Annotated in this window: 21 protein-coding genes and 1 pseudogene; 13 read left to right on the top strand and 9 right to left on the bottom strand. The window is 61.4% G+C overall.

What is annotated here, in order from left to right; all coding sequences use genetic code 11:
- Window positions 1-18: 18 nt before the first annotated feature.
- Together VLJ37_02960 and VLJ37_02955 are read left to right on the top strand one after the other, a co-directional pair.
- Entirely contained in the window at window positions 19-447 is a 429-nt protein-coding gene (locus VLJ37_02960; GenBank protein ID HSA58624.1) for a PaaI family thioesterase, read from the top strand.
- 17 nt (window positions 448-464) lie between these two features.
- The gene (locus VLJ37_02955) at window positions 465-692 is read left to right on the top strand and encodes a DUF167 domain-containing protein (GenBank protein HSA58623.1); all 228 of its coding nucleotides are present in this window, start codon (window positions 465-467) and stop codon (window positions 690-692) included.
- Window positions 693-698: 6 nt separating this feature from the next.
- On the opposite strand, the pseudogene VLJ37_02950 reads toward VLJ37_02955, so the two are convergent.
- From VLJ37_02950 to VLJ37_02935, 4 genes and pseudogenes are all read right to left on the bottom strand, one after another.
- Window positions 699-941: pseudogene (locus VLJ37_02950) on the bottom strand (SWIB/MDM2 domain-containing protein).
- A 74-nt stretch (window positions 942-1,015) separates the two neighbouring features.
- Complete coding sequence (locus VLJ37_02945; GenBank protein HSA58622.1) at window positions 1,016-2,503, bottom strand: SDR family oxidoreductase; 1,488 nt, start codon at window positions 2,501-2,503, stop codon at window positions 1,016-1,018.
- Window positions 2,504-2,558: 55 nt separating this feature from the next.
- Window positions 2,559-3,608, bottom strand: coding sequence for a saccharopine dehydrogenase NADP-binding domain-containing protein (locus tag VLJ37_02940; protein HSA58621.1), 1,050 nt, complete (start codon window positions 3,606-3,608; stop codon window positions 2,559-2,561).
- Entirely contained in the window at window positions 3,605-4,594 is a 990-nt protein-coding gene (locus tag VLJ37_02935; protein ID HSA58620.1) for a hypothetical protein, read from the bottom strand. Before VLJ37_02935 ends, VLJ37_02940 begins: the two co-directional genes overlap by 4 nt.
- 90 nt (window positions 4,595-4,684) lie before the next feature.
- On the opposite strand from VLJ37_02935, the gene VLJ37_02930 reads away from it, so the two are divergent.
- Complete coding sequence (locus VLJ37_02930; GenBank protein ID HSA58619.1) at window positions 4,685-5,398, top strand: tRNA-uridine aminocarboxypropyltransferase; 714 nt, start codon at window positions 4,685-4,687, stop codon at window positions 5,396-5,398.
- Window positions 5,395-7,428 carry a transglycosylase SLT domain-containing protein gene (locus VLJ37_02925; protein HSA58618.1) on the top strand — a complete coding sequence of 678 codons (2,034 nt, stop codon included), beginning with the start codon at window positions 5,395-5,397 and terminating at the stop codon, window positions 7,426-7,428. The genes VLJ37_02930 and VLJ37_02925 overlap by 4 nt, the downstream gene beginning before the upstream one ends.
- A gap of 8 nt (window positions 7,429-7,436) precedes the next feature.
- Here the strand turns inward: VLJ37_02925 and VLJ37_02920 are convergent, their stop codons facing one another.
- Entirely contained in the window at window positions 7,437-7,931 is a 495-nt protein-coding gene (locus VLJ37_02920) for a hypothetical protein (protein ID HSA58617.1), read from the bottom strand.
- Between the two features lie 85 nt (window positions 7,932-8,016).
- Between VLJ37_02920 and VLJ37_02915 the strand changes: the two genes are divergently transcribed.
- The gene (locus VLJ37_02915) at window positions 8,017-8,610 is read left to right on the top strand and encodes a 3'-5' exonuclease (protein HSA58616.1); all 594 of its coding nucleotides are present in this window, start codon (window positions 8,017-8,019) and stop codon (window positions 8,608-8,610) included.
- Window positions 8,611-8,619: 9 nt separating this feature from the next.
- Here the strand turns inward: VLJ37_02915 and VLJ37_02910 are convergent, their stop codons facing one another.
- Window positions 8,620-9,564, bottom strand: a complete 945-nt coding sequence (locus VLJ37_02910; GenBank protein HSA58615.1) for a hypothetical protein — start codon at window positions 9,562-9,564, stop codon at window positions 8,620-8,622.
- Between the two features lie 159 nt (window positions 9,565-9,723).
- On the opposite strand from VLJ37_02910, the gene VLJ37_02905 reads away from it, so the two are divergent.
- Window positions 9,724-10,620 (top strand): glutamate--tRNA ligase family protein, encoded by an 897-nt coding sequence (locus VLJ37_02905; protein ID HSA58614.1) that lies wholly within the window; start codon window positions 9,724-9,726, stop codon window positions 10,618-10,620.
- 62 nt (window positions 10,621-10,682) lie between these two features.
- On the opposite strand, the gene VLJ37_02900 is transcribed toward VLJ37_02905, so the two are convergent.
- The 3 genes from VLJ37_02900 to VLJ37_02890 all read right to left on the bottom strand — a co-directional run bounded on the left by VLJ37_02900 (window position 10,683) and on the right by VLJ37_02890 (window position 11,642).
- Window positions 10,683-10,892 (bottom strand): cold-shock protein, encoded by a 210-nt coding sequence (locus tag VLJ37_02900; protein ID HSA58613.1) that lies wholly within the window; start codon window positions 10,890-10,892, stop codon window positions 10,683-10,685.
- Window positions 10,893-11,050: 158 nt separating this feature from the next.
- The gene (locus tag VLJ37_02895) at window positions 11,051-11,254 is read right to left on the bottom strand and encodes a hypothetical protein (GenBank protein ID HSA58612.1); all 204 of its coding nucleotides are present in this window, start codon (window positions 11,252-11,254) and stop codon (window positions 11,051-11,053) included.
- A gap of 43 nt (window positions 11,255-11,297) precedes the next feature.
- Complete coding sequence (locus tag VLJ37_02890) at window positions 11,298-11,642, bottom strand: metalloregulator ArsR/SmtB family transcription factor (GenBank protein HSA58611.1); 345 nt, start codon at window positions 11,640-11,642, stop codon at window positions 11,298-11,300.
- Window positions 11,643-11,792: 150 nt separating this feature from the next.
- Here VLJ37_02890 and VLJ37_02885 point away from each other — a divergent pair, with 150 nt between their 5' ends.
- From VLJ37_02885 to VLJ37_02855, 7 genes are read left to right on the top strand one after another with little or no spacing between them, the layout of a single operon-like run.
- Window positions 11,793-12,500: a PTS sugar transporter subunit IIA gene (locus tag VLJ37_02885; protein ID HSA58610.1), complete on the top strand. Its 708-nt coding sequence runs from the start codon at window positions 11,793-11,795 to the stop codon at window positions 12,498-12,500.
- Window positions 12,497-14,536, top strand: coding sequence for a proton-conducting transporter membrane subunit (locus tag VLJ37_02880; GenBank protein HSA58609.1), 2,040 nt, complete (start codon window positions 12,497-12,499; stop codon window positions 14,534-14,536). Before VLJ37_02885 ends, VLJ37_02880 begins: the two co-directional genes overlap by 4 nt.
- Window positions 14,533-16,518 (top strand): proton-conducting transporter membrane subunit, encoded by a 1,986-nt coding sequence (locus VLJ37_02875; protein ID HSA58608.1) that lies wholly within the window; start codon window positions 14,533-14,535, stop codon window positions 16,516-16,518. Before VLJ37_02880 ends, VLJ37_02875 begins: the two co-directional genes overlap by 4 nt.
- 18 nt (window positions 16,519-16,536) lie before the next feature.
- On the top strand, window positions 16,537-17,445 hold the full coding sequence (locus tag VLJ37_02870; protein ID HSA58607.1) for an NADH-quinone oxidoreductase subunit H: 909 nt from the start codon (window positions 16,537-16,539) through the stop codon (window positions 17,443-17,445).
- Window positions 17,446-17,448: 3 nt separating this feature from the next.
- Complete coding sequence (locus VLJ37_02865; protein HSA58606.1) at window positions 17,449-18,093, top strand: hydrogenase; 645 nt, start codon at window positions 17,449-17,451, stop codon at window positions 18,091-18,093.
- A 4-nt stretch (window positions 18,094-18,097) separates the two neighbouring features.
- On the top strand, window positions 18,098-19,594 hold the full coding sequence (locus tag VLJ37_02860; GenBank protein ID HSA58605.1) for a proton-conducting transporter membrane subunit: 1,497 nt from the start codon (window positions 18,098-18,100) through the stop codon (window positions 19,592-19,594).
- The gene (locus tag VLJ37_02855; protein ID HSA58604.1) at window positions 19,591-21,087 is read left to right on the top strand and encodes an NADH-quinone oxidoreductase subunit C; all 1,497 of its coding nucleotides are present in this window, start codon (window positions 19,591-19,593) and stop codon (window positions 21,085-21,087) included. Before VLJ37_02860 ends, VLJ37_02855 begins: the two co-directional genes overlap by 4 nt.
- The last annotated feature ends 16 nt before the right edge of the window (window positions 21,088-21,103 follow it).

Genomic DNA, 21,103 nt, shown 5'->3' with positions numbered 1-21,103 from the left:
TCGTGCAGCCTTCGGGTCATGCCCGCACGAGACCCGGCCCCCGACGCAGGCCAGGAACGCATCTTCAGCAAGGCCCCCTTCATTCGCGAGCTGGGGATCAGACTCAAAGGCCTCGGGAGCGGTTGGTGCGAGTCGTCTTTGGAGATTCAGCCGCGGCACCTGCAACAGGACGACGTGATCCACGCCGGCGTGATGGCGACCATGGCCGACCACACGGCCGGCGGCGCGGCCGCGACGTTGGTCAAAGGGGGGGAAATCGTCCTGACGATCGAATTCAAGATCAACATCCTCCGTCCCGCCCGCGGCCGATCGCTGCGCTGCAAGGCCGTCGTCCTCCGCCCGGGCAGCCGGGTGACGGTGGCCGAATCCGAGGTTTTTTCCCAAGAAGGAGAGAAGGAGGTCCTCGTCGCGAAAGCGATGGTGACCTTGGCCGTCGTGGTGACTTGAGGGGTCCCTGTCCCGTGATGAGGATCGAAATCACCGTCAAACCCGGCTCGCGGAGGCCCGGGGTGGAAAAACTCCCCGACGGGACCTACCGCGTGGCGGTCAACGCCCCGCCGCGGGAAGGGCGCGCCAATGAGGCGGTGATCGAAGCCCTGGCCGGTTACTTCGACGTGCCGAAATCCTCCATCCGGATCCGGATGGGATCGTCCGGTCGAAAAAAGGTCGTTGAAATCGACGAGCGGGAATGAGGCCGCTTATTTCAGGTGCTTGCTGACCAGCTTCGTCATCTCAAACATGCTGACTTGTTTCTTGCCGCCGAAGACGGGCTTGAGGCACTCGTCGGCGTTGATCATCCGGCGGTTCTTCTTGTCTTGGAGGCCCTTCTTCTTGATGTAGGCCCACAGCTTTTTGACCACCTGGGTTCTCGGGAGCGCCTTGTCCCCGACGACTTCGGCCAGCGCTGCGGACGGCTTGAGGGGCTTCATGAAGGCTGCGTTTGCTTTAGGTGCCATGTTGGTTTCTCCTTGGATTGACGGACTATCCCATTCCGGCTGCGGCTGTCTACTTCGTTTCACCAGGAGGTCGGCCGGTAGTCCTTGAGAAAATTTCCCCACGAGTGTTCGCCGGTGAGAAGGCCCGAGAAGAACGGGTCGCAGACGCGCGCGGCGCCGTCCACGATGTCGAGCGGCGGCTGGAAGTCGTGCTCCTCCTCCTTGCGGGCGGAGATCGCGGCTGGGTCCTCGTCGGTGACCCAGCCGGTGTCGACGGCGTTCATGTAGATGCCGCTCTGGGCGTAATCGCGCGCGGAGGTCAGCGTCATCATGTTGAGCGCGGCCTTGGCCATGTTGGTGTGGGGGTGCTTGTCCGTCTTCGTATGGCGGTTGAACTTGCCCTCCATCGCCGAGACGTTGACGATGTGCTTCTGGTTCGTCCGGTCCCGCAACATCAGGGGCTTGAGCTTCGCGCACAGGATGAACGGGGCCACCGCGTTGACCAGATGGACCTCCAGCATCTCCGCCGTCGGAACCTCGGCCAAGGTCATCCGCCAGCTGTTCCGGTGGCGCAGGTCCACCTGCTGGAGATCCGCGTCGAGCCGGCCTTCGGGAAAGTGTTCCGCCGCGACGATGCCGTCGTCGCACGTGTAGGGAATCTGCGAAAGGGCCGCGGAGGCCGTGAGGCCCGGCGCCGGATCGATCTTGCCCGCGTGCCATTCGGAAAGCCACATCGTGCCGGGCGCCGCGCTCAGCGCGGCCTTGCATCGCTCGTGGTCCTCCAGCAACGGGCGCGCCCGTTCGGGCAAGTCCCGGTGGGGCAGGCCCTCCGTGGCCATCAGGTGGGCGTAGAATCCGGGGGGCCTCCGCACGGTCTGGGCGGCGTTGTTGATGAGGATGTCCAGGCGGTCCAGGGACCGGTCGAGGTGACGGGTAAAGATCTCCACGCTCGGCGAATGCCGCAAATCCAGTCCGTAGATCTGCAGGCGGTCCTTCCAGGCGTCAAAGTCCGTCTCGCGCGTGTACCGGACGGCCGCGTCCTGGGGGAAGCGGGTTGTGACGATCACACGGGCGCCGGCGCGGAGCATCATCAACGCGGCCTGGTAGCCGATCTTGAGGCGCGCCCCGGTGATCACCGCCACACGGCCGTCGAGCCGTGCGGTCTGGTTGCGCTTGGCGTAGTTGAAACGCGCGCATTGGGGGCACATCGAGTCGTAGAAAAAATGGATTTGGGAAAACTCCTCCTTGCAGACGTAGCAGTGGTCGGGCCGTTCCAGGACGCCGACAATGTCGTCCAGGTCTCCGGCGTCTCCTCCGATCCCGAGCAGCCGGTGCGGGGGAGGGACGAACACCGACTCCCTCCGGACCGTCCGGATCTCCGTCGCCGCGCGCATGGAGCGGTCTTGTTTCTTCTTGGATTGCTGTTGGAGGCGCCTTTGGGCCTTGTTGCGGCGCTTGATCTCGAGCTTGTCGGGATGGATCACGCGCCCCGCCGCCGTCTTGAAGCGGATTTGATCCTCTTCGGAGAGCTGGGAGAGGACCAGGGAGTCGGCGGCGACGTTTTCCATCACGTCCGTGAGGCGGCGGAGATCGTCGGGGGTGGGCTTTTTCACGCGGGGAATCCTAGCAAGAGACGCAGAAGGACCGCAAGTTGGTCGTCATCTCATCGGCCCCCAGGATCTCGTAGGCGATCTTGGCGCCGGCCTCATTTGGGGCTCCGGACAGCAATTTGTGAACGACGAAGACGCAGGGGAGGATCGCCATCGTTTGGCCGTTCTCCGGGGTGGAGAGAGCCTCGCTTTTTTGAGAACCGTCGCCGTAGAAAAATTCCACCATCACGGCGCCTCCGGATGTCCCGAAGAAACTCAGCGCGTTCCCGATCCGGACGAGGGGCTTCAGCGAGGCCCGACGCCAAGACTCGGGGAGTCCGGCGAAGAGGGCGAGGCCGCGGCGGACCGCCCCGAGCTCAAATCCCAGTTTGACGGTCACGGACCGGGCGCCGAAGAGTTCGGGAAAGAGGTCATACTCGGGGCTTTCAAAATTGTTTACGGACCGCCGGCCCCACGGAGAGGGGAGGGCGACGGTTTCGGGATCGCCGAAGCCGCGGATCGGCCCTTGGGGCGCCTGAACGTCCTTCCCCAAGATTCTAAGGACCGACCGGACGGCCGCTTCGCCCTTGGCGTTCTTGTTGCCGATGAAGAGCGTCACCCGGATGCGCGCCGGCGGTTCCGGCGACCGGTCCCTCAGCCGCCTTGCCAGGGCGCCCGAAATTCCGGGGAGGCTCGAGCAGCCGTAGGCGGCGACGAGGCCCGCGGCCCGGAAACGCGCGTCGAAGGACCGGACCTTGGCGGCATAGACGCGGTCGTCGGCGATGTCGGCGTAATGGCACCGCGACTCGAGGCAGGCCTCCAAGACCGCCGTGCCTTGGTCCGAAAAGGGCCCGGCGCAATGAACGACCGCGGCGTGCCCCTCAAAGGCACTGCGGCAGGCCGCCTTGTCACGGACGTCCAACGACACGCCCCGGGCGTCGGCGCCGTAGGCGGCGGCGCACTTGGCCGCCTTCGCTCCGTCGCGTCCCGCGATCGTCAATGGGATGCCGCCTCGGGCGAGTTCCCGGGCGATCTGCGAGCCGAAGACGCCGTAGCCCCCCGCGATGAAGATGCGGCGGCTCATGCCTTCTTCCCGGCGGGTGCGCCGCGGAACCGCCACCCGACAAGGCCAACCCAGGGAAGGAAGAGGGCCATGACCGCGCCCGCGCCGGCGATGATTCCGGGGCGGGATTCAAGGAGGGCGGCCAGGGAGAGGCCGAGCCCGGCCGTCCACATCGCGAATCCCCAGACGCCCACGCCCCCCTTCAGGAAGGACCTTCGCCAACTGAGGGCGCTGAAGACGAGGCCGAGCAGGCAGTACAGGCCGTTGGCGAGGACGACGCTGAAGAGGTTGTAGCGGGAGACGGCGTCCGCGAATTGCGCCAGGGTGCGCGCGGGGTCGGTGGCGAGCACGATATGATGCAGCTCGCCCGCCAGGTCGAGGGCGACGGCGGCATAGATCAGTCCGCCGAGACGGCTCTCCAACTCCCGCGCCCAGAGCGGGAATAAGGCCAGGAGGCTGAGCGACGAGAGGACCCAGGCCATCCAAACGGTCGACCAGAGGGGGATGTGGCCCAGGACCCATTGCTGACGGCCGCCGAGGCTGGGCTCGATCTCCGTCCCGCCGCGGGCCACGATGGCTCCGAGGCAGGCGATGACGTGCACGACAACGACGAGAGAGGTGAGAATCTTCGCCCGGTCCTTGTGGTTTCTGAGGAGATAGAGGAGAAACGGAAACCACCAGACGAGGTCGTTGCAGAGGATGAGGGGGAAGGTGCGCGGAGGCAGGCCGCCCGCCCAGACGGTCTTCACCCATCCCAGCGGCCCCAGAATCTTCCCGATGAGACCGATCCAGATGAGGACGTCGCCTTCTTCGGGCTTCCAGGCCGCGTAGGCGTATGCGAGGGCGTAGACGCCGACCACCATCCCCAGACAGGCCCAGAGCGACGGGTAGTTGATGGGTTCCAGGCGAAAGAGGGTGAAAAAGGATTGGGGGAAAAACCCCGCCCAGACCCCGAATGCGGCGTTGTATGCGGCCGCGAGGCCGAAGAGGAGGCGGTAAGGGCGCATGGTCGGCGTGCGGAGAATACTGCGCGGGGCGGTTTCCGGCAATCTCTGTCTTGCAGTGTGGCGGGGACCTGTCTACAAAAAGGGTTACACATGGCCCCGACGCTTCGCGACTATCAAAGGCTCAAACAGCAGCGCCTCGCGGCGCAAATTCCGCCGCGCGATCTCTGTTACCGCTGCTGGCGTCCGGGCGGGTTCTGCTACTGCGCGAAAATCCGTCCGATCGGTCTCGATCTGCGTTTCGCCATCCTCATTCATCCGCTCGAAGAGAAGCGTCCGATCGCCACCGGGCGCATGGCGCATCTGTGTTTGAAGGATTCGTTTCTGATCGAGGGGGACGACTACTCGGACAGCGCCGAAGTGAACGCCCTCCTGGCGGATCCGAAGAATGACCCCGCCGTCTTGTTTCCGTGCGAAGGATCCACGGACCTGAGCGCCTTGGAGCCCGAAGAGCGCCGCGCCCTGTTTCGCCCCGGCAAGCGTCCGCTCATTTTTGTGATCGACGGAACCTGGCACAGCGCGCGCCGGACGATGTTCCGCAGCCGGAATCTGAAAAATCTGCCGTGCATCCGTTTTACGCCGGCGGAGCCGTCGCGCATTCGCGTGCGTCATCAGCCCGACAGGCATTGCTACACGACCCTGGAGGCCATTCACCAGACGATCGACCTCCTGACGGAGATGCCGTCGCGTCCCCATGACAACCTCCTGGAGGTCATGGAGGACATGGTCGGCCGGCAGCTTGTGTTTTGCGCGGAAAGAAAGCCCCGCGATGAGGGGCTGCGCATTCGCAGGAGCCTCTTGCGATGAAGAAAGGGACGAAGCTCGCTTGGGCGCTGGTTCTCGCGATCGCGCTCATGGTTCCCGCGGCCGGGATTTGCGCCCAACGCCGGACGGTCCGGCGTCCCCCCGCGAAGCACCGCGTGGTCAAACACCGCTCCGTCAAGCGCCGCGGGCGGGCCGCCAGGGCGGCCCGATGGAAACCGATCGTGACGTTTGTGAATTTCGATGAGCCGGTTCGCGAATTCCCCTCCAAGGACAAGTCGCCCGTCTGGGATTTTTGGAAAAACGTGTTCCTGGCGCGGGACCGGTTGGAGGGGGGCGACGCCCCGGGGGCCCTGGATCTCCTCAGGGACCTTCCGGCCCCGCCCTCCGACATCATCAACAAGAACCAGAGCTTCTACCGGAGGCTCTATCGGAAGGCCCTCGAGACGGGGCTGGAGGCGGCCAAACGGGCCTCCGAACCCGATGAAGGCTGGCGTCGGAGGCTCTGGGCGTATTTTCCGGATCGCGAAAACGACGCCCCCGAGTCTCCGGAAGCGATGGACGGTCTCACCCGTTTGCATCTCCTTTATCAGAGAAACCTCTTCGACTCGATTCCGGGCATGATCTCGATCAGCGAGATTGCCGCGGCCGAGGTGCCGGACAAGGACAAGTGCCGGGCCTTTTTCGAGCTCGGATGGGCCCTCCAGAAGGACGGGGAAAGGGAAGACGCGGTGGAAAGTTACGGGCGGGTGGCGGAAGGGTCCTGCGAGGCGAGATTGGTCGCCCGTTCCCTCTTTTGGAAGGGGAGCCTCGAGTCGGACCTCAGGCGATATGAGGCGGCGGAGGCCACCTTCAGCCGGCTGACCACTCAATCGGCCGGCAACCGCTATGCCGACGACGCGTATTACCGTCTCTCCCAGATTTACGAGGCCCAGGACGAGCGGGACCGGGCGGAACGAGCCCTGAGAGACCTCTTGAAGCTCCCCGAGGGCGACATGAAGGAGAAATACCTCTGGGACGACGCCTTTTCCGCGATTCAAGGCGAGGATTACGAGAGGGCCGAGGAAAATTTGGAAAAAATCATCGCGACGCGGCCGCTCGGCACCGAGGCCCAGCCACAGGCCCTGTATTGGAAGGGCCGCATCGCGGAAATCCGTTCGAAGAAGAAACTGGGAGGGGCTTCGGCCGGCCTCTACCGCCAGGTGCTCAAGTCGTATCCGTTCTCGTTCTACGCCCTCCTGGCGGAGGCGCGTTTGGGCTCCTCGGAATCGGCGCCCTCCCTCGCCAAGGCCAGGGCTTCATTGCCGCCGGACCGCTCCTTGGCGGATGCCCTCCGCGTGGTCGATGATCTCAACCGGAGGATGGACCACGAGGCCGCGGCGGACGCCCTGGACTACCTCACCTACGTCCGCCGGGATGCCGCGGCGCAAAGTCCAGAAGCGATCGCCGAGCGTTGGGCGGAGTCGGGCGATTACAACCGGGCCCTCGAGTTGGCGGCGGAGACGCTCGACAAGTCGGTGTTCGACATCGACCTGGCCAGGGACACGACGTTGACGCGCGCCCTGTATCCCGTGGCCTACGAGCGGGACGCCAGGCGCGAGGCGGAGGGGAATCGTCTGCCCTTGGCGCTGGTTTTGGGGATCATGCGCGAGGAATCGCTCTTCATCCGAGGCGTGCGGTCGCACGCGGGAGCGGTGGGTGTGATGCAGCTCATGCCGGCGACCGCGCGCATCAAGGCGAAGGCCCTCGGGCTCCCTCCGTCCGCGGGCGATCTGAAGGACCCCCCCTACAATATCAAGCTCGGAACCTCATTTCTGCGCGACTTGATGGATCGTTTCGACGGGCAGACGGCGTTGGCGGTGATGGGTTACAACGCGGGACCGGGAAACGTGAACCGTTGGCTGGGCGCCCAGGGTTTTCTGCCGCTCGACGAATTCATCGAAGCGATCCCCTTGACCGAGACGCGCGGCTACGTGAAGCGCGTCCTCCGGTCGGCCTACATCTATGGCCATCTCCTGGGGCATTTCAAAAGGTCGAAGCTGGTTCCATCCCTCGATCCGCCGAATCCATCCTGAGCGGACGGTCAGTCGTCTTCCTCGTTTGTGGCGCGTCCCTCGCCCTGCGTGTTTCCGGCGGCCGCGCCCCGGATTTCCGTATGTCGGATGAGTCCGCCCCGATGTGCGGTTCGGGCCAGAAGGACGCTCGAGACCAGGGCCAGGACGACGACGAGGACCTGAACGCCCTTGAAGAGGGCGGGCTTGAACCGCGCGGCCGCCGCCATGACGAGCGAGAGCGCGGCCAATAGGATGATGGAGACATTCGTGGTTTCGGCCGCCTCTTCGTGGTCGTGGATCAAGGACTTGACGACGCCGGGAAGATTTTCCACCAGGTCCTCCGCGCGTTCCCCGGATTCCACGGCGACCCATGCGAAGGCGCCTGAAACCAGGAAAAGGGCGATGGAGGCCCACCGCATGTCCTTGGATCCCCTCGCGAGGGACCAGAGCAGGGCCGCCAGGCCGAAGGCCACCCCGAAGATCGGGATGTGGTTGACGAGGAGATGCAGTTGGGCGGCGTTCATGGGAACCTCCGGGTTTCAGGTCCAATTGACGGATTGCGCCAGCGGTTTGGCTCGGCTAACAATGGGAAGCGGCAGACTCAAGATCATGGATTCCCCTATTATCCCAATAACCATTTCACGTGAAGACCTTCTTCAGCTCCCCATCCGCCGTTACGAAGGCCAGGTGCATCTGGTCGAGAATCCCCACGAGCTCTCCCGGGCCCTGCACGCCATCCGGCACGAACGCGTCGTCGGGCTCGACACGGAGACGCGGCCCGCGTTCCGGAAGGGGGAGGTCCATCCGCCGAGCCTCGTTCAGGTGGCCGCCTCTCATGCCGTCTATCTCTTTCCGCTCAAGCGCCTGGACTGCGCCGAGGCCCTCACGGAACTGCTGGAAAGCGAAACGATCCGCAAAGCCGGCATCGGCCTGCGCGATGATTTCGCCAAGTTGAGGATGAGGTTTGCGTTCGAGGAGAAAAGCGCGGTGGAGCTATCAACGGTCGCCAAGCGGCAGGGCATGCATCAGCCGAGCGTGCGGAACCTGACCGCCCTGTATTTGGGTTTCCGCGTCACGAAGGGACAAAGCACCTCCAACTGGGGCCGCGCGGAACTCACGCGGCAACAAATCCTCTACGCCGCCACGGACGCCTGGGTGTGCCGCGAGTTGTATCTGTGTTTTCAGGAGCGCGGCTTCCTGTGAGTCCCGCCCTTACCGCCGGAAGATCGATTGAAAGATGGGGGTCCAAAGGACTTTTTGCAGTTTCGGCGCCAAGGGCATGAGTCTCCGGGACCGCTCGGGAGGGCGATGCAGGCAGAGGTCGACCTGGCGGGTCCCATCCCCCTCTTTTGAGGGACGAATCTCGATGGCGGCCACCGGCTGGGCAAATCCCTCGGTCTCGAAGACGGAACGGGCCGACGCCAGCATGAGCCCGCCGCTGGCCTCCGGTCCGAGCTTGGGCGGCAGAAAGCCGCCCCGGGTCCGCGGCACGAGCCTCCAGGACTCCTCGTCGCCTTGCCGGTATCTCAAAGGTCCCAATTCCTTGGCCATGTCGTATTGACGGCTCCGGTAGACCGCACTCGCGAGCCCCAGCGCGAGCTCCAGGGCGTTGGCGTCATTCTGGGCGTGAATCCGGAAGGCATAGTAGTTCGTCTCGACGGATTCAGACGCGGACACGATGATGGATTGGGTGGCTTCTCCGGCCTCGCAGAGGATCTTGTAGGTGTAGATCGACAGCCCCGGCGAGCGCAGGTCGATCTCCAGGGCGCGGTGGGGTTCGGGGCTGAAAAAATGCGCGGCGCCCCAGGACGAGCCCTGGGCGCATGAGTCCATGAACCACGGGGTGCCTTCCAGATTTTTTGCGGGGATCGGCCAGGGCGGCTTGACCCCGCGTCCCTGGTAAATCGCAGCGAGGGCGTGCGCTTCTTCAATCGCCAGGGCCGTGCAGAGCTCGACGTCGGCGGCGGCGGCCCCGTCGGTGATGAGCCGGGTCGCCTGGGCATCGCCCTGGGTGATATCCATCGTCGGGCCGTAGAGGGTCCCGGATCCGGGGTCCGGATGAAAGGCGCGCAGGGCCAGGGGGTTGAGCGCCACCGCTTGAATCGGCAATGTATTCATTTGTGTCACCATCGTCTCCGAGGCCCTTTTCGGCGCCATGGTCCGAAAGTTGTGGAGAGCCGCCGTCCTTTTGAAGACGTTAGACACGCGGTCCGCGCCCGTGCCACCAAAGCCCGGTCTTTTCGTATACTTCCGTATACAGGCCCCACGGCGGGAGGGTGTAGCCAAGGCCCGAAAAAAACGTTAGCCGTGACGTCTATGACCGTCCGCTTTGCCCCCTCGCCGACCGGGACCTTTCACGCGGGCAATCTCCGCACCGCCTGGATCTCGCGCGAGTGGGCGCGGGTCTTGAGTCTCCCGTGGTCCGTCCGTTTCGAGAACATCGACAAACCCCGAAACGTCCCGGGCGCGCGGGAGCGCCAGTTGGAGGAAATGAAACGGCTGGGCCTCGTTCCGGATGCGACGGCTCTCCAGAGCGATTCCTTTGAGCGGCATTGGACGGCGTTCCTCAAGTTCCTCGAAGCGGATCTGGTCTACCCCTGCTTCTGTTCCCGGAAGATGATCCGCGACTCCGTCGACGCCGCCGCCTCGGCGCCCCACGGTCCCGTGGCCGCCTACACGGGGAAATGCCGTGACCTGAATGTCTTTCCCAAGACGACGTTGCCGACTCTGGCGTGGCGGGTCCGCCGGGAGGACGCGACCGGGCGGGATGACTTTGTGGTGGCGCGCACGGGCACGGCGTTGGATGTGCGGGGGGTCCCGGACAAGGACACGTTCGCTCCCGCGTACCACTGGGCCTGCGCAGTGGACGATTACGACGGTGATCACGCCCTGCTCGTGCGCGCCTGGGACCTCGAGGAAGCGGCGGGACAGCAGAGGTTCCTCCACGAACGCCTCGCGCACTTGGAAAAAAGCGGAAAACCCGTCCCGGCCATTTTTCACTGCTCTCTCGTCACGGCGGACGATGGGCACCGGCTCGAAAAGAGGACGCCGGGGGCCTCGTTGGAGGAGATTCTGGACGCCGGAGAAACTCCGGCGACCCTGGTGGAAAAATTCCGCCGGAGCTTCATGGGGGACTGGGGCGGCTTTGAAGCGGGAAAGATATTCGGGGAGACGCGAAGAACGCTGGCGCTTGGGGAGCTTCTGGGACGTTGAAACGAAAAGGCCCCCGAACCTTGCGGTTCGGGGGCCTCTCTGACGCTTGGATCCAACGGAATCTAGGCGGCCGTGACTTCCGTCGCGAACTCGCCCTTGGGGCCCGTGCCGACGTTGTACGTGACCTGCTGTCCTTCGGAGAGCGACTTGAAGCCTTCTCCCTGGATGTTGGAGTGATGGACGAAGAGGTCCTTTCCGCTATCCGACGGGGTGATGAAACCGAACCCCTTGGCGTCGTTGAACCATTTCACGGTTCCTGTTTGTTTGGACATGATGTCCTCCTTATTGTTTGCTGTAGTACTTTGAGAAACGAAAAGATTGAGGCAGGATTACCAAATCTCCGCAACTTCAGTGCTACAATGCCGCAAGACTCTAGATGACTTTCGGGGGGATAGCAATCGAAGACTTTTTTTAAAAAATGAGATCGCCCTCAGGGCCAGAAGAGAAGAAGCGTCAAGGTCCCGCCCACGCCGAGCGTCCACCACACGTTCGGCATGAAATAGCTGAAGCCGAAGAGGGCGACGGCCAAAATCAAGTGCCGCGCGCTCTGCTTGTGGCGCCCGTACCTCCAGGCGGCGAAGCCCACCAGGCCGAAGAGAAAGCCGAAATAGAGGTTGTAGGGTTCGAAGCTCACTCTTTTTTCAAGCGATATCGACATTTCTATAGAGAAAATGAGCCTACAACGCCACCCCCTTTTGGATGTTCTTCAATGTGCTCCTCGACTGGCGGATCCGGTCGGCGATGCTCCGGCAGACGGTGTCGCAGATCGACGTGATGTTCGGATCGGCGATCTTGTAGTAGGTGGAGGTCCCATCCTTCCTCGCCGAGACGATTCCCTCGGAGGTCAGGATGGCCAGGTGTTTGGACACGTTGGATTGCGTCGCCGCCGTCTCCGCGATGATATCCGTCGCCGTCATCTCCCCGTCGTGCAGAGTGCGCAGGATCTTGAGGCGGTTCGGTTCTCCCATCGCCCTGAGGAACTTGGCGACCTGGACGAGCGTCTCGTTCACCAGCGTTTTCATAAGGGACCCTCCGTGGGAGGCTCCTCCCGTTTACTACATGACTGTAGATTCATATAATCATTTTTTGATTGAAATATCAAGATGGAAACGCCTATGCTAAAAAAGCATTTTGGAGAGACAGCCGATGACGGCGTCCGATGAAGGGTTCCTATGAAATTAACGATTCGTGACGTCTCCCGCCTCTTGGACGTCACCCCACGGGTCATTTACAAATGGATCAAGGAGGAAAATCTCCCCGCCTATCGCATCAAGGAGCGGTATCGCTTCAATCACGTGGACGTCCTCGATTGGGCCACCTCCAAGAAAAAACCCTTTCGGCCCGAACTCGTCCAAGAATCAGACTCGGGCGGATCGTCAACTTTTTCCGTTTCTTTGGAGAAGGCCTTGGAAGCCGGAGGGGTCCACTACAATGTGCCGAACCACGACAAGGCCTCGGTCATGCGGGCCGTGGTGCACCGCCTTCCTCTTCCCGCCGATGTGGACCGGGAGTTCGCCGCCCAAGTGCTCCTTGCACGGGAAGACCTGGGGTCGACGGCCATCGGGGAAGGTTTCGCCATCCCCCACGCCAGAAATCCCATCGTGTTTCACGTCGACAGCCCCTTGCTCACGCTGTGTTTTCTTGAAAAACCCGTCGATTTTGACGCCATCGACGGCCTTCCCGTGCACACGATCTTTGCCCTGATCTGTCCCAACATCAACAGCCATCTGGGTATGCTTTCTCAGTTGGCGTACGCCCTGCATAACCAGATCTTCAAGCGGTTGCTCAAGGAAAGGGCCTCGCAAGAGGAACTGCTGGCCAAGATTAGAAAGATTGAATCGCGGTTACCGTCCTTGGCCGCGGAAAAGAAAAAGGCATGACTCTTTTCTTGACCGCTCTCTCCCTGTTCGTTGCCGGCGCGGTTGTCGCGCTACTCCCCGGCCCGTCCAGACGCGTCCGAACTCTTGTGTGGACCGGGATGATCGTGCTCGGTTGCGCCGTCGGCATCGTGCCGGCCGTTCAGGTGCTTCTGGGGCAGCAGCTGGCGCGCCTGGCGCTGCCCTGGGGTCTTCCGGCCGGAGAGATTCAAATTTCCATCGATCCGTTGTCGGCGTTGTTTCTACTGTTGCATTTTCTGGTCTCAGGGGCGGCGGCCCTCTATGCGATCTCCTATTTTCGCCCTTACGAGGAAACCCGATCCCTCCGATCGGTTCATTTTTTCCTCAGCACTCTCATATTATTTATCGCGCTTCTGCTGGCGGCCGGGAACGGAATTCTCTTCCTTCTTGCCTGGGAACTCATAGCCCTGAGCGCATTTTTCCTCATCATTTTCGAGCACGAAAAAAAACAGGTCCGCAAGGCGGGATTTCTCTACCTGGTCGCGACACACACGGGAACGCTTTGCCTGTTTGGTGTTTTTCTCCTGCTGGGGGGGGCTGCCGGTTCTTTCAGCTTCGAGCGCATGGCGGCGAATCCGGCGATTTTCCCTCTCAGCGTGGAGATCTTCCTTCTTTCCCTGGTGGCCTTCGGGATCAAAGCAGGGTTCATGCCCCTTCATATCTGGCTTCAAGAAGCGCACCCCGCGGCGCCCAGCCCCGTTTCCGCCCTGATGTCCGGCGTTGTGATCAAGACGGGCATTTATGGCCTGGTACGCGTCATCAGTTTTTTTCCGAATCCGCCGGCATGGTGGGGCGTGGTCTTGGTGATGATCGGAACGACGTCGGGGATCCTGGGCGTTCTGTGGGCTATGGCGCAGCATGATTTCAAGCGCCTGTTGGCGTACCACAGCATCGAGAACATAGGGATCATCTCCCTGGGCTTGGGCGTCGGGTGCCTCGGCCTGAGCTTCCAAAATCCCCTGATTGCCCTGTTGGGCTTCGCGGGAGGACTTTGGCATGTCTTGAACCACGGCCTTTTCAAGAGCTTGCTGTTTCTGGGAGCGGGATCTGTTTTTCATGCCACAGGGTCCCGGGAGATCGATCACATGGGCGGGCTCTTGAAGAAAATGCCCTGGACCGGTCTCTGCATTCTCGTCGGATCGATGGCGATTTGCGGGCTCCCTCCCTTGAACGGCTTCGTGAGCGAGTGGTTGATCTACCAAGGGTCCTTTCATTTGGGTCTCGCCTCCGGGAGCTTCTATCCCTTCTTGGGGATCCCCGCTCTGGCGCTGATCGGGGCGCTCGCAGCCGCCTGTTTCACCAAGGCCTTCGGCATTCAATTCCTTGGGTCTCCCCGCACGGCCCAGGCCGCGGAGGCTCGCGAGTCCGACGTCTTTATGGTGGCGCCGATGTTGTTTCTCTCGGCCATTTGCCTGGGGATGGGACTGTTCCCGGGTGCGGTGTTTCCGGCCATTGGCAGGGCCGCCGGCGTTCTCTCGGGGCCGCTCGCATCCGCGACGAATCAAATTCTTAAGAATCAAATGCAGCTGCTTTTCATGATCGGATCGCTCTCCCTGGGACTCTTGGGGACGGTCGGAGGATTGGCCCTTCTTCGCCGTTGGCTCATGAAGAAAAAAACGGTGTCAGCCTCGTCCACGTGGGGCTGCGGATACGCGTTGACGGGACCGCGACTGCAATATTCCTCGTCCTCATTCGCTCAATTTCCGATGACTCTCTTTCGAGCCGTTCTCCATCCGATCGTCCATGATCGCAAGGCGCATGGTTATTTTCCGGTTGAAGGGCATTTTGAATCGCAAACTCCCGATGCCGTTCTGGACCGGTTCTTTCCCTGGATCTATGTCCAATGTCATGAATGGATGGTTCGAATCCGGCGTATTCAACAGGGGTGGATTCCCGCCTACCTGGCGTATGTCCTGATCTTCCTCGTCGCCCTCCTTGTCTGGCAATTCAACGGCATCGAGCTTCTTTGGCGGAACGTTTTTCTTTTGGATCGCTGGGAAGGGGCCCCGCACCCATGACGCTCTTCTTGTTGGCTCTTTTCGTGATCTTTTCCGGAGGCATCCTGACGCTTGTCCCGGGACGGGGCCCTCGCAAGGAATCGGTCCTTCATGCGGGGACGATCTCGGCGGGTTGTGTCTTGGCCCTCGTTCCCGTCATGCAGGTACTTCTTGGCGGAGAATTGTCGTCGCTGCGAATCCCCTGGGCCATTCCCATGGGACAAATCGCACTCGCGATCGATCCCTTGTCGGCCGTTTTTCTGTTTCTCCATTTTGCCGTTTCCGGGGCGTCGGCGGTGTTTGGATTCTCCTATTTTCGGCACGACGAAGGAAAGAGATCGCTCAAGTCCCTCCACTTGTTTTTCAGCGTCTTTGTCGTCTTTATCGCGCTCGTATTGACGGCGCAAAACGGGATCCTGTTTCTGGTGGCCTGGGAGATGATGGCGATGAGCGCCTTTTTTCTCGTCATTTTTGACGGCCATGTCCCGCAGGTTCGCAGGGCCGGGTTCCTTTATTTGGCGGCGACCCACATGGGAACCCTTTGCCTCTTTGTCGCGTTTGTCCTGCTGGGAATGAACGCCGGTTCGTTCGATTTTGACCGCATCGCGGGAAGCCCGGCGATCGTTCCGGCCGGCGCCGCCGTTTTCGTTCTGTCGGTGATCGGGTTTGGAGGCAAGGCGGGATTCATGCCGCTTCATATCTGGCTCCCGGAGGCGCACCCGGCGGCGCCCAGCCCCGTTTCCGCCTTGATGTCGGGAGTCATGATCAAGACGGGGATCTACGGGATCCTTCGAATCTTGAGTTTTTTTCAAATCACTCCGGCGTGGTGGGGCTATACCTTGGGCGCCGTCGGCTTGGTCTCCGGCTGTCTCGGCATTATTTGGGCCCTGGCTCAATCCGATTTCAAGAGACTCCTGGCCTATTCGAGCATTGAGAATATCGGAATCATCACGATCGGCCTCGGGCTCGGTTATTTGGGTTTAAGTTTTGGAAATCCCATGCTGATCCTGTTCGGGTTCGGAGGAGCCCTTTTTCATGTGATCAACCACGGTCTTTTCAAGAGTCTGCTTTTTTTGGGGGCGGGATCCGTTCTTCATGCGACGGGAAACCGGGACATCGACCGGCAGGGGGGGCTTTTGAAGAGGATGCCGCTGACGGGTCTCGCCATCCTGCTGGGATCGGTCGCGATCTGCGGGCTCCCCCCGCTCAATGGATTCATCAGCGAGTGGCTGATTTATCTCGGAGCGTTCCATGTCATTCAGGGCAAGGACGTCACTCCTTTGTTCGGAGCCCCGATTCTCGCCCTGATCGGAACGCTCGCGGTGGCGTGTTTCACGAAGGCTTTTGGCATGCAATTTCTCGGATCGCCCCGATCCCGCGAGGCGGCCGACGCCAAGGAGTCGGACGTCTTCATGACCGGGGCGATGGCGGTTCTGGGGTTAGGCTGCTGTTTGATCGGTTTTTTCCCGGGCGCGGTGCTGCCGGCCGTGGAGCGGGCGCTCTCCGTCCTAGTTCCGGTCTCCCTCGGGAATTTGAACGGCGGCTCGCCGGGCCCTCTCGTCGCCCAGGCCCCGGTTCTTCTTGGAATCAATCAATTGGCGCTGGGTCTGGCGGCGGCCGTCTTCGTTCTTTATCTGGTTCGCAAGGCCTTGATTTCGAGAAGGACCGCGGCAGAGTCCACGACGTGGGGCTGCGGCTATGCCGTTGTGAATTCCCGGATGCAGTACACCTCGTCGTCCTACGCGCAGTTTCCCGTTTCTCTGTTTCAAAAACTGCTGCGTCCCCTGTGTGCGATTTCAAGACCGAGAGGCTACTTCCCCGAACCGCAGGCCCGGTTTGCCTCCCGTACGCCGGATCTTGTCTGGGACCGCTTTCTTCTCCCGTTGATCCGCCGCGGCCAAGCATGGTTTCTCACGGTGCGAGGCTTTCAACATGGACGTGTCCAGCTGTACCTGGTGTATATGTTCCTTTTCCTCGTGGTTCTTTTCCTCTGGAAGCTTTGAGACGAATGGAATGATGGTATGTTGATCAAAATGATATCGATTCCGGTGACGCTGGCGTTCGCTCCCCTCTTGCCGGGGCTCATCAACAAGATCAAAGCGGTTTTCGCGGGCCGTCAAGGTCCGCCGGTTCTTCAGCTCTATTTTGACCTTTTCAAGTTGTTGAAGAAAGGGGCCGTCTACAGCACGACCACGACCTGGGTTTTCCGGGCGGGACCGATTGTCTCCCTGGCCTGTCTCCTCCTGGCCTCTCTCTTCGTCCCGCTGGCCGGGGCCTATTCTCCGCTCTCCTTTCCGGGGGATGTGGTCGCCTTTGCCTATCTCTTGGGAATGGCCCGGTTCATCACGGTTCTGGCGGCCCTTGATACCGGATCAAGTTTCGAGGGGATGGGAGCCTCCCGGGAAGTCACGTTTTCGATCTTGGCGGAACCGACCCTGTTCATCATTTTCATTGTGCTCGTTCGATGCACGGGCAGCATGTCCTTGAGCACGATGTTCGGACAGGCCGTCTCACGGATGCCGATGAAATTTGCCGCCTCCCTGGCGCTGATTGTGTTCAGCCTCTTCATCGTCTGTCTCGCGGAAAATTCGCGCATTCCGGTGGACGATCCTGCGACCCATCTGGAGCTGACCATGATCCACGAGGTGATGGTCTTGGACCATGGCGGCCCGGATCTGGCCTTTATTCTCTATGGGGCTTCCATCAAGTTGTTCCTTTTGGTGGCCCTGATGGCTCACCTGATTCTGCCCATGGATTCGGGCGATCCCGTCCGGGACTGGACTTATTTTGGCGCCACGGTGGCCGTTCTGACGATCGTCATCGGGATGGTCGAATCGGGTATGGCGCGCCTCCGAATGATTCGAGTGCCGCGGCTCTTAACGGCGGCCTGCATGATCGCCATCGTCGGAATGATACTCGGCATGAGGTAAAACATGGACCATCTTGTCCAAATCATACTGATCGGCGTGATCCTGACCAACCTGGTGGTTTTGGGTTCCCATCCGCTGAACACCTGCATACGCGCCGTAGCGCTGCAAGGAGTCGCCTTGGGCGTCCTGCCCCTTTTCCTCCACGGCCGGGAATGGTCCTATCACACCTTTCTGATCTCGTTCATGGTCATCGGTCTCAAGGGGTTCCTCATCCCGATCTTGTTGTTTCGGGCGATTCGTGAGGCGGTGGTTCGCAAGGAACAGGAACCCCTGATCGGGTTCACGGCGTCGCTCATCCTGGGAGGCGGACTGGTGGGGCTCGGGTTTGCCGTGTCCAGCGGGCTTCCTCTTCCGGCGGAGATCAAGTCCTCGCTCCTTGTGCCGGTGGCCCTGTCGACCTTGATGATCGGTCTCTTGGTGATCGTCACCCGGGTCAAGATTTTGACGCAGACCCTAGGCTATTTGATGCTGGAGAACGGCATCTTCGCATTCGGTCTCATCCTCACAAAGGAATTGCCTTGGCTGATCGAGATGGGGGTGTCGCTGGACATTTTTGCCGGCATCTTCGTCATGGGGACGCTGATGGGGCATATCCACGAGGAATTCAACACCCTGAGCGTTCGCAAGCTCTCAAGTCTCAAGGGATGATGACATGCTCGCTCTCCTGCTCTTAATCACGATTCCGCTCCTGGGTGCGGGCCTTGCCTTCGCCATCAAAGACAACGGAAAAAGGCCATGGATCCTTGTGCCGATCGCTGTTGTTCACGCGGTCACGGTCTCCTGGCTTTGGGTTTCCGGTTCCTTCCCCACGTTGGGCCGGTGGCTCCTGCTCGATGCCATGGGGAAAATCGTCTTGGGCCTCATCAGTCTGCTGTTCCTGGGGGCCTCTCTTTATGCCGTCGGATATTTGAAGCAACGGTTGGAGCGGAATAACAGGAACTTCGTCGCCTCCCTCCTTTTCTTCCTCTCCGCGGTCACGGTCGTCACCCTCAGCCATCATTTCGGCCTCCTCTGGGTCGCTCTTGAAGCGACGACGCTGGCCTCCGCTCCGCTTCTCTATTTCAATCACAACCAGCGGTCTCTGGAAGCCACCTGGAAATATCTCATCATCTGTTCGGTGGGGATCGCGCTGGCCCTTCTGGGGACTTTTTTTCTCGCCATGGCCGAGACGGCCGCCGGCCCGGTTGAAAACCCGCTCTTTCTCCCGACGATGCTTCAACATGGCGCCTCGTTTTCGGTCCCTTGGCTCCGGGCGTCCTTTATCTTTCTCCTCGTGGGATACGGTACAAAAATGGGCCTCGCGCCCATGCACACCTGGAAGCCGGATGCCTATGGAGAAGCGCCGGGACTCGTGGGTTTTCTTCTGGCCGGGGCTTTGACCAGCTGTGCGTTCCTGGCGTTGTTTCGCATCAACCAGGTCTGTCAGGCGGCCCAGCAAGCCGATTTTGCGCGGCCTCTTTTCGTTATGATCGGACTTCTCTCCATGGGGGTCGCCGCCGTCTTCATGCTGGGCCAAGAAGATTACAAACGCATGCTGGCCTATTCAAGCGTGGAGCACATGGGGATCTTGACGTTGGCGTTGGGCCTCGGGGGATTGGCGATCTACGGGGCCCTTCTCCATCTGTTAAGCAATGGTTTGGCGAAAGGCGTCCTGTTCCTGACGGCCGGCAATATTCACCGGCATTACCGGAGCAAATCCGTCTCGTCCGTTCAGGGGGTCTTCCGCCGATTGCCGCTGTCCGGAGCCCTCTTCATGGCCGGATTCATCGCGATCACCGGCTCTCCTCCGTTCGGGATTTTCGTGAGCGAATTTACGATTCTGCGATCGGCCGTGAATGACGGCCACTGGACGGTGGTCGCGCTGTTTCTGGGATTTCTCGCCCTCATTTTTGTCGGGATGGGGCGCATCGTCCTCTCGATGACTCAAGGGGAGCCGGCAGAGAACCAGCCCCGACGGGGCGTTGAGGGGGAGGCTCCGGCGGCTTTGCCGACGGAGGGGGCGACGCGAGCCCCTGTGATCGAGCCATGGCTCACGACACTGACTCCCTGCGTCCTGCTCCTCTCCGTTTTCCTCCTCGGGATTTACATCCCCTCTTGGCTTGACCGGCCTCTTCAGATGGCCGCCGCTCTGGTGGGAGGTCATCGGTGAAAAACCAGGGGACGTTCCGCCTTCTGAGAAATGGTGGGGCCATCGCGGAGAATCAGATTCCAATCACCCAGGATACCGCGCTCTTTGTCGACTCCATCGGGGCAAAGTTGCAGGAGGGTTACCGGCTGATCGCTTATTTTGGCCGCAAGGTTTCGGAAGGTCTTAAGCTTTATGGGATCCTCGGCGATGACAAGCAGGGCCGGCTCTGGATCGGCGCCGCGAAGGGAGCAAACAGCTTTCCTTCCCTGACTCCCCAACATCCCCAGGCGCACCTCTTCGAGAGGGAAATTTACGAACAGTTCGGTTCCGAGCCCGTCGGCCATCCCTGGCTCAAGCCCGTTCGATTTCCCGAATCCTCATCCGTCTCCGAACCGATTCCCCGCCGTCAGCCCTTCTTCCAAATTCAGGGCGAGGAAATCCATGAGGTTGGAGTGGGTCCGGTCCACGCCGGCATCATCGAACCGGGTCATTTCCGATTTCAATGCCACGGGGAGAACGTCTTTCATCTGGAGATCCAGCTCGGTTATCAGCATCGCGGCGTGGAGAAACTCCTCGAGACGGCGGCGCCTTGGCGCGTTCCCCTGATTGCGGAGTCCATCGCGGGCGATACGGCGGTCGGTCATGCCATCGCATCGGCGATGGCCTGGGAAGGCCTCGCGGGGAGCCGCGTTCCGCCCCGCGCGGAAGCGCTGCGGGCCATCGCCCTGGAATTGGAGCGGCTGGCCAACCATGTCGGTGATCTGGGCGCCCTGGCCGGCGACGTCGGTTTTGTCCCGGCCGCAGCTTTCTTCGGCCGGATGCGGGGCGATTTTCTGAACCTCTTGACGGACCTGACGGGCAACCGGTTCGGACGTTCCCATGTCCGCCCGGGAGGCGTGGCCTTTGATTTGCCCCAGGCGATGTCCGAGTCCTTTTCCGCCCGGCTGCGGCGTCTTCAGCAGGATCTCGCGAACGTGGCCGAGCTCTTCTTTGGAGCGCCATCCGTCTTTGAACGCATGGACGGCATCGGATCGGTTTCCCTAAAGACCTGTCAGGCGATGGGTCTTGTAGGCCCCGCCGCCCGCGCCTGCGGGCAGGATCGCGACGTTCGAAAGGATTACCCCCATGGAATTTATCGATTCCATCATGTGCCGGCCGTCACGGCGGAAGAGGGCGACGTCTATGCGCGGGCCCTCGTACGGCGGATCGAGATGGAACGATCGATGGAATTCCTCCTCTCTCTCATCGAGCACATGCCTTCGGGAGAGACGCGTTCTCCCTGCGGCCCGCCGGCCCGGGACAGCCTCTCCGCGACTCTCGTGGAAGGGTGGCGGGGAGAGATCGTGCATGTGATCACGACGGATGGCGAAGGGAAGATCGCCCGGTACAAGGTGAAAGATCCTTCGTTTTCCAATTGGACGGCGGTGGCCTTATCGCTGCGGGACCAGCAGATTTCCGATTTTCCTTTGATCAACAAGAGCTTCAACCTTTCGTACGCGGGGCATGACCTTTAAAGGAGGAGTCTAGGGG

Source organism: bacterium (assembly GCA_035454885.1).
GTDB lineage: Bacteria > UBA10199 > UBA10199 > JACPAL01.
Note: the sequence above shows the minus strand (reverse complement) of the source record. Positions and strands in the feature narration are given on the sequence as shown.

Coding starts and splice junctions, on each gene's coding strand:
- VLJ37_02910 (HSA58615.1), bottom strand. CDS start 9,564: ATGGCGCCGAAAAGGGCCTCGGAGACGATGGTGACACAAATGAATACA.
- VLJ37_02900 (HSA58613.1), bottom strand. CDS start 10,892: ATGTCCAAACAAACAGGAACCGTGAAATGGTTCAACGACGCCAAGGGG.
- VLJ37_02960 (HSA58624.1), top strand. CDS start 19: ATGCCCGCACGAGACCCGGCCCCCGACGCAGGCCAGGAACGCATCTTC.
- VLJ37_02880 (HSA58609.1), top strand. CDS start 12,497: ATGACTCTTTTCTTGACCGCTCTCTCCCTGTTCGTTGCCGGCGCGGTT.
- VLJ37_02890 (HSA58611.1), bottom strand. CDS start 11,642: ATGAAAACGCTGGTGAACGAGACGCTCGTCCAGGTCGCCAAGTTCCTC.
- VLJ37_02915 (HSA58616.1), top strand. CDS start 8,017: ATGGATTCCCCTATTATCCCAATAACCATTTCACGTGAAGACCTTCTT.
- VLJ37_02875 (HSA58608.1), top strand. CDS start 14,533: ATGACGCTCTTCTTGTTGGCTCTTTTCGTGATCTTTTCCGGAGGCATC.
- VLJ37_02925 (HSA58618.1), top strand. CDS start 5,395: ATGAAGAAAGGGACGAAGCTCGCTTGGGCGCTGGTTCTCGCGATCGCG.
- VLJ37_02885 (HSA58610.1), top strand. CDS start 11,793: ATGAAATTAACGATTCGTGACGTCTCCCGCCTCTTGGACGTCACCCCA.
- VLJ37_02860 (HSA58605.1), top strand. CDS start 18,098: ATGCTCGCTCTCCTGCTCTTAATCACGATTCCGCTCCTGGGTGCGGGC.
- VLJ37_02945 (HSA58622.1), bottom strand. CDS start 2,503: ATGGAAAACGTCGCCGCCGACTCCCTGGTCCTCTCCCAGCTCTCCGAA.
- VLJ37_02870 (HSA58607.1), top strand. CDS start 16,537: ATGTTGATCAAAATGATATCGATTCCGGTGACGCTGGCGTTCGCTCCC.
- VLJ37_02865 (HSA58606.1), top strand. CDS start 17,449: ATGGACCATCTTGTCCAAATCATACTGATCGGCGTGATCCTGACCAAC.
- VLJ37_02955 (HSA58623.1), top strand. CDS start 465: ATGAGGATCGAAATCACCGTCAAACCCGGCTCGCGGAGGCCCGGGGTG.
- VLJ37_02905 (HSA58614.1), top strand. CDS start 9,724: ATGACCGTCCGCTTTGCCCCCTCGCCGACCGGGACCTTTCACGCGGGC.
- VLJ37_02930 (HSA58619.1), top strand. CDS start 4,685: ATGGCCCCGACGCTTCGCGACTATCAAAGGCTCAAACAGCAGCGCCTC.
- VLJ37_02920 (HSA58617.1), bottom strand. CDS start 7,931: ATGAACGCCGCCCAACTGCATCTCCTCGTCAACCACATCCCGATCTTC.
- VLJ37_02935 (HSA58620.1), bottom strand. CDS start 4,594: ATGCGCCCTTACCGCCTCCTCTTCGGCCTCGCGGCCGCATACAACGCC.
- VLJ37_02940 (HSA58621.1), bottom strand. CDS start 3,608: ATGAGCCGCCGCATCTTCATCGCGGGGGGCTACGGCGTCTTCGGCTCG.